Below are 14,247 nucleotides of genomic sequence, written 5' to 3' on the forward strand. Positions count from 1 at the left end.
ACAGATGGATCAGAAGGTTTTACCGGCAGCACAACTCAAGGGCACGATTGCTCCTCCTCCAGACAAATCAATCTCTCACCGGTCGGTTATGTTTGCCGCCCTGCACCAGGGGGTCTCCACGATCGAAAACTTTTCGGAAGCGGCCGATCCCCACAGCACCGTTAGCTGCTTTCGTTCGCTGGGCGTGGAGATTGAGCAGCACCGTTCAACACTAACAGTGCACGGGGTGGGACGAGATGGATTCCGGGACCCACAGCAAGATCTGGACTGTGGAAATTCAGGCACCACCATGCGGCTGCTGTCGGGAATACTGGCCGGCGCAGGTCTCAGCTGTACGCTGGTGGGCGATGAGTCGCTCTCCGCCCGGACGATGCGCCGCATTATTGATCCGCTGGAGAAGATGGGAGCCAGGATTAAAGCCCGCCAGGATGACTACGCCCCGCTGAGTATCAGCCGCCCGGGATCCCTCATCCCACTACGTTTCGAATTGCCGATTCCCAGTGCCCAGCTTAAATCATGTGTACTGCTGGCCGGCCTTTTTGGAAAAGAGCCCACGCAGGTTATTGAGCGGATCCCGAGCAGGGATCATACCGAACGCCTGCTGGAGCTGGGTATTGAACAGGCGGGGAATACACGCATTATTTCCAGCAGCAGGCAGGATGTGATCCCGGAACAGAGTTACACCATTCCGGGAGACTTTTCGGCGGCGGCGTTTTGGCTGGCGGCGGGAGCTATACATCCCCGGGCAGAGATTGAGCTCCCGGGTACGGGGCTTAATCCCACGCGCACCGCTTTTTTGGATATCCTTCGGGAGATGGGAGCCAACATCAGGATTGAGCAGGAGCGCCGGGCAGGCCAGGAGCCTGTGGGCGACATAACGGTGGCCGGCAGCGAGCTCAAGCCGATTACCATCTCTTCCGAACGCGTGCCCAACTGTATCGATGAGCTGCCGATACTGGCTGTTGCCATGCTTTTTGCGGATGGGGTCTCCCGTATATCGGGCGCTGAAGAGCTGCGACACAAAGAGACGGATCGCCTTAATGCGGTGGCAGAGATATTGGAAAATGCCGGGGCCGACTTTACGGAATACGAGGACGGTCTCGAAATCAACGGCAGTCCGGACTTCACTCCTCGTCCGGCCCGTTACAACAGCTACCACGATCACCGCATTGCAATGGCGGCCGGCGTACTGTCCCTGCTTGCCGACAGCCCAAGTACGGTACTCGGAGCCGAGTGTACGGCCATCTCCTATCCCTCCTTCTGGGATGACCTGCAATTCCTGACGAATTGAGCTCACCGCCCGTTATTCGTCCGCAATTCTGACAAATACCGCGGCCTCATTTCTTTTTAATGTCAATACGTCATAAAACGGGGATTCCTCTATCCCTTGGCATTGTGATTGCTCATAATATTGTGAAACTGAACAAGCGGAAAAGCTTATGAGTGAATTTGTAATTGATATTGAAAGACAATTGAGCAAGCTGGGAAAGGATATTCAGGATTTTGTGGAGCGGATCGTCCCGCTGGAAGACCAGGGGCATGATTTCACTCCCGCGTGTGACATCATAGAAAGTGAAGAGCAGGTTAAAATTCTGCTGGACCTTCCCGGTTTGTCGAAGAAGGAGATCCATATTGCGTTGAAAGAGCATGTGTTAACGGTCAAAGGCGAACGGGCTGACCAGCTTTCGGAGGAGGAATCCTACCGGAGGCAGGAACGCAAATCCGGAGTGTTTTCCCGGTCATTTGCGCTGCCTGAGAACGTCAACACCGCCGAGACTGAAGCACAGCTCAGGAATGGAGTGTTAAGTATTACACTGCCGAAATCGGAAGTTCTCAATGACACGCAATCGATTCCGATTAAATGAGGAAATCTTTACCGGTACTACACAAAAAGAAATTGAATACCTGTTTGAAGAAAATTAAACACATAACCAAAAAGGAACATTAATATTATGGGAAAAATCATAGGAATTGACTTAGGTACCACCAACTCCTGCGTAGCCGTGATGGAGGGCAATGAACCCACGGTTATCCAGAACTCCGAAGGTGGGCGTACGACTCCCTCTGTCGTTGCCTTCTCCAAAGAAGGAGAGCGGTTGGTCGGTGCCCCTGCAAAGCGTCAGGCGATTACGAATCCTGATAAAACGATCTCTTCAATCAAGCGGTTTATGGGCCGATTTTACGATGAGGTGAAGGAGGAAGCCAAGCAGGCCTCCTACCAAATCGTAAAAGGCGAAAACAATACGGCCCGCGTCAAAATTGAAGACCGAACATACGCCCCGCAGGAAATTTCTGCGATGGTGCTGCAAAAGATGAAGCAGACTGCCGAGGAATACCTCGGAGAAAAGGTGACCGATGCCGTTATTACGGTGCCGGCCTACTTCAACGATGCGCAGCGTAAGGCCACCCAGGAGGCGGGTGAAATTGCCGGTTTCAATGTAAAACGTATTATCAACGAACCGACGGCCGCTTCACTGGCATACGGCCTTGACAAAAAAGATCAGGATCAAACAATCGTTGTTTATGACCTCGGTGGAGGTACCTTCGACGTGTCGGTCCTTGAGCTGGGTGACGGCGTTTTTGAAGTGAAGTCCACGCACGGCGATACCCACCTGGGCGGCGACGACTTCGACTCCCGCCTGATCGACCATCTGGCCAAAGAGTTCAAAAAGGATGAGGGCATCGATCTGCGTGAGGATCCGATGGCGATGCAGCGGCTGAAAGATGCGGCTGAAAAAGCCAAAATTGAGCTGTCCAGCTCGCAGAAAACGAATGTGAATCTGCCGTTTATTACCGCCACGGATTCGGGTCCCAAGCACCTGAATATCGATATCACGCGCGCCCAGTTTGAGCAGCTGATCGACGATCTGATTCAGAAAACAATCGATCCCTGCAAAAAATCTCTTGATGATGCAGGTCTTACGAAAGACGAGATAGACCAGGTTATCCTGGTTGGCGGATCGACAAGGATTCCGAAGATCCAGGAGGTCGTCAAGGAGTTCTTTGGCAAAGATCCGAGCAAGGGTGTCAACCCCGACGAAGTGGTTGCGATCGGAGCGGCCATCCAGGGAGGCGTAATGTCAGGCGATGTCGACGATGTGGTACTGCTTGACGTGACCCCGCTTACCCTCGGTATCGAAACGCTCGGGGGCGTATCCACAAAGCTGATCGAGGCCAATACCACCATCCCGACCAGCAAAACCGAGACCTTCTCCACAGCTGCTGACAACCAGACCAGCGTGGAGATCCACGTGTTGCAGGGTGAACGTGCCAAGGCGCAAGACAACCGCACCCTCGGCCGGTTCCACCTGGATGGAATTCCTCCGGCCCCGCGCGGTGTCCCGCAGATTGAGGTAACCTTCGATATCGATGCCAACGGTGTGCTGAATGTAAGCGCCAAGGACAAGGGCACGGGCAAAGAGCAGAGCATCCGTATCGAATCGTCTTCCGGACTCTCTGAAGAGGAGATCGAAAAGATGAAAAAAGATGCGGAAGAGCATGCCAAAGAGGATGAGCGAATCAGAGAAAAAACTGAAAAGCTCAATGAAGCGGATAACCTCGTCTTTTCAACCCGAAAGCAGCTTGACGAGCACAAAGACAAAATCTCTGACGAAAACAAAGAGAAGATCAAAGAAGCAGCCGACAAGGTAGAAAAGGTTCGGCAGGAAGAGAACATGGAAGAGCTCGAATCGGCCATGGAGCATCTCAACGAAGTTTGGAATGAAGCCTCCCAGGAGATCTATCAGGCCGCGCAACAGGCCGCAGGAGGACCTGGAGCTGCCGGAGCCGCAGGGGCTGCCGGCGGTCCGGGCAACGGTCAAAAGGGACAGGCTGAGGATTCCGATGAAGGAGAAGACGCGGTTGACGCCGATTTCGAGGTGGTCGACGAAGACGAAGACGATAAGTAAGCGACTAATATTTAATGAAGATTTAGCCCTGAATTTCGGCGTCCGCCGGGATTCGGGGCTTTTTATTTTATTGCGTACCGTGTATTTTGGCGAGCCTTTAAGCAATACGCAATACGCAATACGCAATACGTAACACACATGATTATTCTCGGTATTGAATCCTCCTGCGATGAGACCGCGGCCGCCGTTTATACTTCTGATGGCCTCAAATCCAATGTTATCGCCTCACAAACAGTTCATGAGCAGTATGGCGGGGTTGTCCCCGAGCTGGCCTCGCGGGCCCACCATAAGACGATATGGCGGACCGTACAGCAAGCCCTGGACGAGGCAGACATCTCATTGGATGAGATAGAAGCTGTTGCCGTGACCCGGGGACCCGGTCTGATGGGGGCGTTGCTGGTGGGGCTCTGCTTTTCCAAGGGCCTGGCACTTGCAAGGGGGATGAGGCTGATCGGTGTTAATCACATGGATGCGCATATCTATGCGAACTTCATTGAACAGAAGCCCAAGTATCCTTTTGTAGCCCTGACTGTCTCCGGAGGACATACGCACCTGGTGCATGTGACCGCGCCTTTCGAGCACCGCATGCTGGGTAAAACCCGCGATGATGCCGCCGGTGAAGCGTTTGATAAAATTGGGAAAATTCTGGGTCTCCCTTACCCGGCGGGGCCGGTGATCGATGAAAAGGCCAAAGAAGGCGATCCATCATTTCATGATTTTCCGCAGGCGATGCTGGACGGTGGATTGGAATTCAGTTTTTCCGGCCTGAAAACTTCTGTATTGTATTATCTCCAGGAGAAGGATGACCGCTTTGTGAACGAACATCTGAACGATATCTGTGCCAGTGTCTCCCACGCGATCACAGAAGTATTGGTGAAAAAGCTTTCCCGGGCGGTGGAAGCGACCGGGGTGAAAACGGTTTTACTGGCCGGGGGGGTGTCTGCAAACTCCATGCTGCGGGAGAAAACCGGGCATTTGGCCAGGGAAAAAGAGCTGAACATACATATCCCCCGGATCGAATACTGTACCGACAACGCGGCAATGATAGCCATAACTGGAGCAATGCTGGCAGAGCGCGGTAAATTTTCGGATATGAATTTAAAACCATTCGCGCAATTAAGGTAGTCGTGGGTCTTGGGTGGTGAGTGAAACCCATGACCCATGACCCAAGACCCAAGACCCAAGACCCATGACCTACTGAAACTGCTTTGAGGCCTCGACCGCCAATCCGTCTACGTAATTGTTTCGATCGTCGTCGGCATGTCCCTTGACTTTGGTCCATTTGACCTCGTGGGGTTCCATCGCTTTGAGCATCTCTTTCCACAAGTCCTGGTTCTCCACCGGCTTCTTATTGGCTTTTCGCCATCCCCGTTTCTGCCAGCTGTCAATCCAGCCCTGTTTAAAGGCGTTGATAATAAGGGCACTGTCGCTTCGGATTTCCACTTTGCACGGTTTGGTGAGGGCCTTGAGCGCCTCGATAATGGCCCGCATCTCCATCCGGTTATTGGTAGTATCAGGTTCGCCTCCCGAGAGCTCCTTCTCCTTGCCGTTCCAGTTGAGCAGAGCGCCCCAGCCCCCCGGGCCCGGGTTCCCGCTGCAGGCGCCGTCAGTATAAATTAATACAAAAGGTTTTTTGGGGTCAGGCATATCGTTCCGTTATGGGAGTTAGCTGTTCTCGGTATGAAGTGACCTTTTCCAGCACGGCTTCTTGCCAGTTCGTACTGTCGCCGCCCGCAAAAAGGATGCTGCGACTGGAGGACACCAAGGGGATGCCGGAGTGATCTTTCAGTACTGATACGAGCTCCCCGACTGTGCCGCCCTGTGTACCGACACCGGGAATCAGCAGTGGAGAGGTGCGGTGTTGGGAGAGCACAGATTCAAGATGCGCGGGCTGGGTAGCCCCGACTACAAGTCCCAATGCCGTTTTGCTGTTGGATTGGTGTCGCTCGAGGTTGGCAGCGATATATTCCGCCATTGAACGATATCCCGCGAATGGTTTTTCCAGGAAGTCCGCAGCACCGGGATTGGAGGTGAGCGTCAAGGCATAGATCGCTTTTTCCGGGTAGTTGAAATAGGATTCAAGTGTTTCAAAACCCATGAGGGGATTCAGCGTTATGGCGTCCACATCCCAGTGGTCGAAGTATGCTGTTTTGTAGTTGGCGGCAGTGGAGCCGATATCGCCACGTTTGGCATCGGCGATGACGATTTTATTTGTGGGAATATATTCCAGAACCTGCGAAAAGGTCTCCAGCCCCTGCCTGCCAAGAGCTTCAAAAAAAGCAAGGTTGGGTTTGTATGCAGCGCAGTAGGGATGAGTGATATCTATAACTTTTTTCAAGAAATAGGTCACGCGCTCGTTTTGATCCGGGAACTCCTCCGCCAGGTGCGAGGGCAAAAGGTGGAGATGGGGATCAAGCCCGACACAAAGGGTAGAACCGGCCGCCCCGATCGACTGCCTTATTTTATCGCTGAATGTTGCCATAATTCTGATATTAAATTCCAGTAGAAGGTACAAATACTGTGCTACGAATTCGAGTTGTATTTACCTTGTGGTGGCTACTGCTTTCAAGGATGAACAGTTCGTACGCAGTCTCTGGTCATCTAAAATATCTTCCTGAAGTTCGCATTAATTAATACAGGTGTAATCATTATATTCAGCCCTCTATGAAAGAAGAACTGCAGAAAACAGCGAATTGGTTTGAAGAGTGGTTCGACAGCCCACTATATGAAAAGCTGTATGCAAACCGTGATGAAGAGGAGGCTAAACAGCTGATCGACCTGCTGGAAAAAACGCTCAATTTGAGCGGGTGTTCCGAAATACTGGATCTGGGCTGCGGCCGGGGACGTCATGCAATCAGCCTGGCTCAGCGGGGCTACAGGGTCTCGGCAATTGACCTGTCTGAAGAGGCGATAAAAACGGCTCGTGAGAAAACGAAGCGCATGGGGCTGAAGATCCGGTTTGAGGTCCGCGATATGCGCAACCCACTGCCCCGGAAGTTTGATGCGATCGTAAACCTTTTCACCACCTTTGGCTATTTTGCAAGGGATGAGGAAAATACCCGCGTGCTGGACAGCGTCACCGAGATGCTGGATCCCGGCGGAATGTTCGTGTTGGATTATATGAATTCAAACAAGGTGAAAAAGACGTTCCAGCCAACAGATCATGGACGGTTCCGGGATATCAGTTTTAAAGTGCACCGGTATATCAGCCGCGGATCGATTATCAAGGATATTGAGTTTTCCGGGGGACCCATCAAGGGAAAGAAACAGTATTCTGAGCGAGTTAAGCTTTATGAACTGGACTGGTTTAAAAAGGAATTTGAGAAGCGAAACTTACAGATCGATCACCTGTACGGCGATTATCACGGCCACAGGTTCGATCCTGAAAGCAGTCCCCGCCTGATGATTGTGAGTCACCTGGAATAAGCGAAATGGTTTTACGAGAGAGAGCCGGGAAAACGAAATAATGTTGGAGAGATCTTTGCAGGACCTGCTGTGTTGTTGGGAGCTGGTTGTACCACCGAGCGTATTGACCTTTAAACGGGAGTGCAACTCCCTCAGAACAAGGAATTCAGTCTTTTGCAAGGCCCTCTCGGAATCGGTCGATTTTTAAAAGGTTGAATTATCGGTTCCTGCGCTCCGGGATAGGTTACAAAACCGTCTCAGCTGAAACCTCCTCGACTCCATGGGGAGGTTTGTCAAGCGTCCACGTCTCAAAATAAAACTTCCGTTCTGAACCGATCCGCTTGTTATTGATGCTGAAAAAGCGGAAGGTGCTGTTTACCAGCCCCCGGAGAGGATAGAATAGCTTTTCATAGATATTTTCCCGCGAAAAAAGATGCAGGTCAAATCCATGGTGCGCTTTCTCCTTATAGAGAACCAGCAAGCCTGCTTCCAACACCTGGCTCAGCTCTTCCTTGAAATGCCCCACGTTTGAGTTGCGGTCTACGTGCAGGTCCGGCGGGTTGAAATCGGTTTCAGGCTTAGGACTGATCAGGATAGCCTCACCGATGGAAATTCGCTGAAGGGCTTCTCCAAGACTGGAGTTTGTACCGTATGCCGTGATAAAGTACAGGTCGTGGAAAGCATCCTCCAGGCAGAGCAGAAGCTCGTTATAATTGCTGAGCGTGTTCAGGCCAAATTTCTCCTCTTTGAGCACAGTACCGGTGAAATAGAATTTGGAGTAGGTGGGATCCGGAGTCATAAAATCTTCAATAGAGATTCCTGTTTCGGGATTCTTTGCGGTATGTCGTTCTCTCAGGTTGTCAAGTCGGAGATCGTGTTCGAAAAAAAGCTTGAAAATGTCAGCCATAACGTTGTTAAACCAGTTAGATATTTTGATGTGTCTGCAGATTCCAAAATACGAAATACAAGGTACGCGGTAAATCAAATAAAAAAGCCTCGCCGCGGTAACGCGACGAGGCGATAAAAACAGGTATATTTTCAACTTAGATCATGGTTGCGATAACGAGAGCCACAACAGACATGAGCTTGATGAGAATATTCAGGGAGGGGCCGGAAGTATCCTTGAAGGGATCGCCGACAGTATCGCCTACAACGGCGGCTTTGTGAGCTTCCGAACCTTTTCCAAGTATTTCCCCATTGTGTTCAAAGCCTTCTTCAATCATCTTCTTGGCGTTGTCCCAGGCGCCGCCGGCATTAGACTGGAACAGGGCCATCAGTACGCCCGCGGCGGTAACACCGGCCAGCAGTCCGCCAAGCATCTCAGGTCCTCCCAGAAACCCGAATGCCACGGGAACTGCAACGGCAAGTACGCCGGGAGCGACCATCTCGCGAATAGAGGCAGTTGTGGAAATGGCGACGCATTTCTCATATTCCGCCTTGCCGTCTGCCGCTTCAAACGCTTTGCGGTCTTCCTCTGGCCAGTTTTCCAGTTTTTCACCTTTGTTGTTGTTCATGGCATCAAGGCCGGCGCGTAATTCGGGAATATCGTTGAACTGGCGGCGGACCTCCTCAATCATCGACATGGCTGCCCGGCCCACTGCGTTCATGGAGAGGGCGGAAAACAGGAATGGGAGCATCGCTCCGATAAAGAGGGAAGCCATGACATACGGGTTGGTAACGCTGATTGATATGTTCGCACCCGGATTTACCGCTTCGTAGGAAGTGATAAAAGCTGCAAAAAGAGCAAGTGCCGTAAGGGCTGCAGATCCAATAGCGAATCCTTTACCGATAGCCGCCGTGGTGTTGCCAACGGCATCAAGTTTGTCGGTACGTTCGCGCACTTCGCCCGGCAGTTCAGACATTTCTGCAATTCCCCCGGCGTTGTCGGAGATCGGGCCGTAGGCATCTACAGCGAGCTGGATCCCGGTGTTGGAGAGCATTCCCACAGCAGCAATAGCAATTCCGTAGAGACCGGCCAGGTGGTAAGCACCAATAATGGCAGTTGCGATAATGACGATCGGAATAGCGGTTGACATCATGCCAACGCCTACCCCGGAAATAATGTTGGTTGCCGCCCCCGTGGACGACTGCCGAACGATGGAGGTGACGGGTCCGGTGCCGGTACCGGTGTAGTGTTCAGTGATAAGCCCGATGAGGAGTCCGGCCGCGAGACCGAAAATGGTGGCCCAAAAGACGCCACCGGGAGTATACTCAATTCCGTTAAACGTCCAGCTGCCTGGCAGCATCCAGTGTATGAGCAGGTACGAAGCCACCAGCATGACAGCGGCGGAAACAAATTCTCCGATATTTAGTGCCTTTTGGGGATCGCCGCCCTCTTTGACCCGTACGAAAAACGTTCCGAGGATGGAAGTCAGTATACCGACTCCGGCAAGAACCAGCGGTAGAAGAACGGCGTTGAGTCCTCCAAAGGTGTTGGCGCTTGCAAAGCCGTCCAGTCCAATAAATGCCGCGCCCAGAACCATGGCGCCAATAATAGAGCCGACATACGATTCAAACAGGTCAGCGCCCATTCCTGCAACGTCCCCTACATTATCCCCAACGTTGTCTGCAATAGTGGCGGGGTTCAGGGGATGATCCTCGGGAATTCCTGCTTCAACTTTACCGACAAGGTCTGCACCAACATCTGCCGCCTTGGTGTAGATACCGCCGCCAACACGAGCAAAAAGAGCGATGGAAGAGGCCCCGAAAGAGAACCCGGTAACAACCGCCAGCACCTTGTTGACAGTGGCAGCATTTCCGATGCCGAACATATCGCCAAAAACAAGAAACAGCACGCCAAGGCCGAGAACGCCCAAACCAACAACGCCAAGACCCATGACCGAACCACCGGCAAATGCGATATTAAGGCCCTGTCCCAGGCTGTTACGGGCGGCATTTGTTGTTCGCACATTAGCTTTGGTCGCCACTCTCATGCCTATGAATCCGGCCAGGCCCGAACAGAAAGCTCCCACAACAAATGAAACTGCAATCAGCCAGTGAGAGGTTTCAGGATTTGCAGTTACACCCAGCAGGATGGCTACGCAGATTACAAAAATGGACAGTACTTTGTACTCGGCCTTGAGAAACGCCATGGCGCCCCGCTGAATGTGAGCACTTATTTTTGACATTTTTTCGGTACCGGGATCCTGTTTCCCTACCCAGGAAGACTTCAGGTAGGTATATAACAGCGCAATGATCCCTGCTGCAGGTACTAAATAGGTTATGAGTGTATTCATGTTTACGGTTTAGGTTTCTGGTAGTTAGCGTTGTTAAGATTTAGTTATAGTTATTCATCGCAGTATCTATGCCATACTCTACAAATGTAAGCACGGCATCGCAAGCTCGATCCAGCGTGTCATCCATAAGTTGCCGCTCTTCATCTGAAAACTTCGAGAGTACATATCCCACCTGGTTACCGTTGCGGAAGTCGTCTCCTATGCCGATCCGGAGGCGTGGAAACTGCTTGGTTCCAACCTTGTTGATGACGTCCTTGATTCCATTATGTCCGCCGGCACTGCCCCCGGGACGTATTCGAATGGCACCTACAGGCAGGTTCAGGTCATCGTAACACACCAGACATTCGGAGATCTCAGTTTTATACCAGTTGAGTACCTGAACAACAGCGTCTCCGCTTTTATTCATGTAGGTGGTCGGTTTTACCAGCCGTAATTTGTGTCCGTGATAATGAGTGTCCCCGATATGAAAAGGGCCCTTCCCAGGCCCCAGGCTGACAGAAAGGCGATCGGACAGCCTGTCAATAACCTCATACCCGATATTGTGACGGGTGCCGGCGTACTTTCTGCCGGGATTACCTAAGCCAACAATTACGGGCATGGGGTCAACATATAGTTATTTAGTACAGGTGATGGATACGTTTTATTCAATATCCTCTTCTTCGCCATCCTCTTCTTCGCCTTCTGCGGGCTCTTCACCCTCTTCAAGCTCGCCTTCAACAGGTTCTTCACCTTCTTCAAGCTCTTCTTCAGCAGGCTCTTCGGTAACGAGTGTAGATGTAAGCAGGGCTTCGGATTTCGGAGGTACGACGGTCACAATTGTTCGGCTGCCCTCGTCGAGAGCTTCAATGCCCTCGAGCTCCAGGTCCTGTACGTGGACCGAATCGCCAATAGCCAGTTCCGTGATATCCACGCTGTATTCACCCGGTATTCTGTCGGGATAGGTGCGAATTCTGAGGATATGCATCGGCTGGAATACGCGGCCTCCCCCATCCGTAACCCCGATGGCGGTCCCCGTCAGCCTGAGGGGGACGCTGAGGGTTACCTTGTGGTCGTCGTCGAGCACATAAAAATCGGCGTGAACGGCCCGATCCGAGACCGGGTGGAAATCGGTGGTTTTGAGGAGTGTTCGGTACGTCGTGCCATCGATTTCAAGTTCGATGATTTGACGCTTTCTGTTGGAAAGAATTTTTTCGAGCTCAAGTTCATCAATAGAGAAATGGACATTCTCTTCAACTTCAGGTCCGTAGAGGACGGCAGGAACTCTCATAGAATCGCGGAGGGCATCTGCCACTTTACGTCCGGTTTCTCTTACTTTTCCCTTTAGGGTAACTACTTCTGGCGTAATCATAATTTTAACAATTGAATTTAATCATCAAATAGAACACTAATGCTGTCGTTGGTGTGAATACGCTGTATCGCCTCGGCAAAAATTCCTGCGACACTCAACACCCGGATTTTATCCGATGGGCGCTGCAGCGGTACGGTATCCGTAACCAGCAACTCGTCAATAGGTGAATCATCAATCCGCTGGTACGCGGGCCCCGACAATATGGGATGCGTACACGTGGCGATAATGTTTAACGCCCCTCGTTCTTTTAACGCTGCGGCGGCGTTGGTCAAAGTGCCGGCCGTATCAATCAGATCATCTACAATCAATACATTTTTGCCTTCCACTTCACCAACGATATTCATCACCTCTGCCACATTCTGCTTTGGGCGCCGTTTGTCGATGAATGCCAGTCGCGCTCCAATGCGTTTGGCATACGACCGGGACATCTTCAGGCTCCCGACGTCCGGGGCTACCACCACCAGGTTTTCAATCGGGTTTTCCCTGAAGTAGTCAATAAACAATCGGCTTGCATACAGGTGATCCATCGGTATGTCAAAAAAACCCTGGATCTGCGCTGCGTGCAGGTCCATCGTTAACACGCGGTCGGCCCCGGCTTCGGTCAGCAGGTTTGCCATCAGCTTGGAGGCGATGGAGACCCGCGGGCGATCTTTCCGGTCTTGCCGGGCATACCCGAAATAGGGGATGACAGCCGTTACCCGCTTGGCCGAAGCCCGCTTGGCTGCATCGAGCATCATCAATAATTCAATAATATTGTCGCCCGGCGGAGGCGTAGATTGAACCACGAAAATATCTTCGCCGCGTATGCTCTGCTCGTATTTAACATAAAGTTCTCCGTCCGAAAACGGCTTGATGGTAACTTCTCCAAGCGTAGTGCCATAATGTTCCGCAATAGCCCGAGCTAGCGCCAGGTTGCTGCGTCCGGCAAATATGGCTAGAGGTGTGTCCAACGAGGCAAAGCATTCAGTGGTTCAAAATAAAAGAAAAAGGATGGCTTTACAGTCATCCTTTCTAAGAGTTTAATATTACCCTTGTTGCCCGGGGAGGATTCGAACCCCCACTGACGGTACCAAAAACCGCTGTCCTGCCATTAGACGACCGGGCAATGTCGTTTTCGAGAGATTCAGATGATATGAATTTACCGATTTGGAATCAAGAAGAAATTATTTCTTTTAATACTTTGCACTGGCTACACCTGCGGGGTTTGCAATACTGTTTGAGCTGAAATACGGCTCCGAGTCGTTGCTTGTAAAGATCCGGCGGAAAATCTGATTGTGCGAAAAGCTTGAACAGGGTGGAGGGAACCTGTGCGCGGTGATTCATCCAAAGTTCAAAGGCGCGTTGTTTCAGGCGGTCAATATGAAAGAGGGTTCCCAGCAGCCACAGGGCGGGCAGGTAGACGATGCCGTACAGGATGTCACTTCGTTGCCGGCCGATTCCTGTTTCGGTGTCAACCGTGTTGAGTAGCCTCTCCCATCGGTCGCTCGGGGTTCCCTTGAACCACGCATCCAGCGGCTCATGGTGAATTGTCCCCATCAGCGTGGCCGCTTGTTGCAACCGAATTTTGGGACGGTTGGCGGGCCGGACGCCCTTGTAGCTCCAGCGCGCGGCGGAGCGGGCAGATCCGAACCCACCGAATTGCAAGGCCAGGAACTGTAGCTCTTCTACCGCCGGGAACGTCTCCTCCTGTAACACATGATTGTAAAGGCGGCGGCCGACGCGGAGCATCGGTTCCCGGTTCAGGGAGATACCGAGCCCGTCAAACAATCCGAGAGAAAATACTTTTTTCCAGGCTGTTGCAGGGGCTAAATCCGGGTCATAAAAGTTCAGGAGGGCATCGGCCTTGGTTTCAAAATATTCGCGATGAGCCTTCCTGAATTGCTGTTCCAGTGCTTCCCGGGAAATATAGCGGAGCTGTCCGGCACACGGCAGCCGGTCGGGCTGACGGAAGGCGGCGAGCAGCTCTTCCAGGTTTTCCGGCAGGTGGGGGCGGAGATGCAGCAGAAAGGGAGCGGAGCCGTCTTGGCGGTATGTCCTTTTCCCGTCGGGATTTTGATATACGACATGGAGAATTACCTGGTTGTATCCGGGATCGTGCTGATGCCCGTGTCTCCGCCAGTCGGCGACTGACCAGTGAAATTCGATATCGCCGTGCCAGCGGAGATCGCCGATCTGCAGGCGCGCCTCCTTAAAATCAGGTCCGCCAGAGGAGTTCAGTCTTCCCGGTTCAAGAATGGTAACAGGCTGTCCGCATGTAGTTTCCAGGTTGCCGGCATCAAAATGGAGAGTCTGCCAAATCCAGTGGAGCAGGTGCTCATGGTATTTCTCTTCAAGATCTTTCATCTGTGAT

Annotated in this window: 13 protein-coding genes and 1 tRNA gene; 5 read left to right on the forward strand and 9 right to left on the reverse strand. The window is 52.1% G+C overall.

The genetic code is table 11. From position 1 onward, the window contains the following. Positions 1 to 4: 4 nt before the first annotated feature. The 4 genes from aroA to tsaD all read left to right on the forward strand — a co-directional run bounded on the left by aroA (position 5) and on the right by tsaD (position 5,033). On the forward strand, positions 5 to 1,291 hold the full coding sequence (gene aroA, locus ACG2F4_RS02290; protein ID WP_395257892.1) for a 3-phosphoshikimate 1-carboxyvinyltransferase: 1,287 nt from the start codon (positions 5 to 7) through the stop codon (positions 1,289 to 1,291). 148 nt (positions 1,292 to 1,439) lie between these two features. Then, entirely contained in the window at positions 1,440 to 1,865 is a 426-nt protein-coding gene (locus tag ACG2F4_RS02295) for an Hsp20/alpha crystallin family protein (RefSeq protein WP_395257894.1), read from the forward strand. Positions 1,866 to 1,952: 87 nt separating this feature from the next. Then, positions 1,953 to 3,908 carry a molecular chaperone DnaK gene (gene dnaK, locus ACG2F4_RS02300; RefSeq protein WP_395257896.1) on the forward strand — a complete coding sequence of 652 codons (1,956 nt, stop codon included), beginning with the start codon at positions 1,953 to 1,955 and terminating at the stop codon, positions 3,906 to 3,908. Between the two features lie 138 nt (positions 3,909 to 4,046). Next, complete coding sequence (gene tsaD / locus ACG2F4_RS02305; protein WP_395257898.1) at positions 4,047 to 5,033, forward strand: tRNA (adenosine(37)-N6)-threonylcarbamoyltransferase complex transferase subunit TsaD; 987 nt, start codon at positions 4,047 to 4,049, stop codon at positions 5,031 to 5,033. 69 nt (positions 5,034 to 5,102) lie between these two features. Here the strand turns inward: tsaD and rnhA are convergent, their stop codons facing one another. After that, the gene (rnhA, locus tag ACG2F4_RS02310; RefSeq protein WP_395257900.1) at positions 5,103 to 5,555 is read right to left on the reverse strand and encodes a ribonuclease HI; all 453 of its coding nucleotides are present in this window, start codon (positions 5,553 to 5,555) and stop codon (positions 5,103 to 5,105) included. Then, positions 5,548 to 6,390, reverse strand: coding sequence for an orotidine-5'-phosphate decarboxylase (gene pyrF, locus ACG2F4_RS02315; RefSeq protein WP_395257902.1), 843 nt, complete (start codon positions 6,388 to 6,390; stop codon positions 5,548 to 5,550). Before pyrF ends, rnhA begins: the two co-directional genes overlap by 8 nt. A gap of 182 nt (positions 6,391 to 6,572) precedes the next feature. Between pyrF and ACG2F4_RS02320 the strand changes: the two genes are divergently transcribed. Then, the gene (locus ACG2F4_RS02320) at positions 6,573 to 7,334 is read left to right on the forward strand and encodes an SAM-dependent methyltransferase (protein WP_395257904.1); all 762 of its coding nucleotides are present in this window, start codon (positions 6,573 to 6,575) and stop codon (positions 7,332 to 7,334) included. A 223-nt stretch (positions 7,335 to 7,557) separates the two neighbouring features. Here the strand turns inward: ACG2F4_RS02320 and ACG2F4_RS02325 are convergent, their stop codons facing one another. From ACG2F4_RS02325 to ACG2F4_RS02355, 7 genes are all read right to left on the reverse strand, one after another. Beyond that, positions 7,558 to 8,220, reverse strand: coding sequence for a hypothetical protein (locus ACG2F4_RS02325; RefSeq protein ID WP_395257906.1), 663 nt, complete (start codon positions 8,218 to 8,220; stop codon positions 7,558 to 7,560). Between the two features lie 136 nt (positions 8,221 to 8,356). Next, positions 8,357 to 10,549: a sodium-translocating pyrophosphatase gene (locus ACG2F4_RS02330; RefSeq protein ID WP_395257908.1), complete on the reverse strand. Its 2,193-nt coding sequence runs from the start codon at positions 10,547 to 10,549 to the stop codon at positions 8,357 to 8,359. Positions 10,550 to 10,589: 40 nt separating this feature from the next. Beyond that, positions 10,590 to 11,147, reverse strand: a complete 558-nt coding sequence (gene pth, locus ACG2F4_RS02335) for an aminoacyl-tRNA hydrolase (protein ID WP_395257911.1) — start codon at positions 11,145 to 11,147, stop codon at positions 10,590 to 10,592. Positions 11,148 to 11,189: 42 nt separating this feature from the next. Beyond that, positions 11,190 to 11,897 (reverse strand): 50S ribosomal protein L25, encoded by a 708-nt coding sequence (locus ACG2F4_RS02340; protein ID WP_395257914.1) that lies wholly within the window; start codon positions 11,895 to 11,897, stop codon positions 11,190 to 11,192. A 17-nt stretch (positions 11,898 to 11,914) separates the two neighbouring features. Then, positions 11,915 to 12,847 (reverse strand): ribose-phosphate diphosphokinase, encoded by a 933-nt coding sequence (locus tag ACG2F4_RS02345; RefSeq protein WP_395257916.1) that lies wholly within the window; start codon positions 12,845 to 12,847, stop codon positions 11,915 to 11,917. A gap of 84 nt (positions 12,848 to 12,931) precedes the next feature. Further along, a tRNA-Gln gene (locus tag ACG2F4_RS02350) sits at positions 12,932 to 13,002 on the reverse strand. Positions 13,003 to 13,049: 47 nt separating this feature from the next. After that, positions 13,050 to 14,240, reverse strand: a complete 1,191-nt coding sequence (locus ACG2F4_RS02355; protein ID WP_395257918.1) for a DUF2851 family protein — start codon at positions 14,238 to 14,240, stop codon at positions 13,050 to 13,052. Positions 14,241 to 14,247: the final 7 nt, after the last annotated feature.

It is taken from the genome of Halalkalibaculum sp. DA3122 (genome assembly GCF_043951865.1).
Taxonomy (GTDB): Bacteria; Bacteroidota; Rhodothermia; order Balneolales; family Balneolaceae; genus JAMQKA01.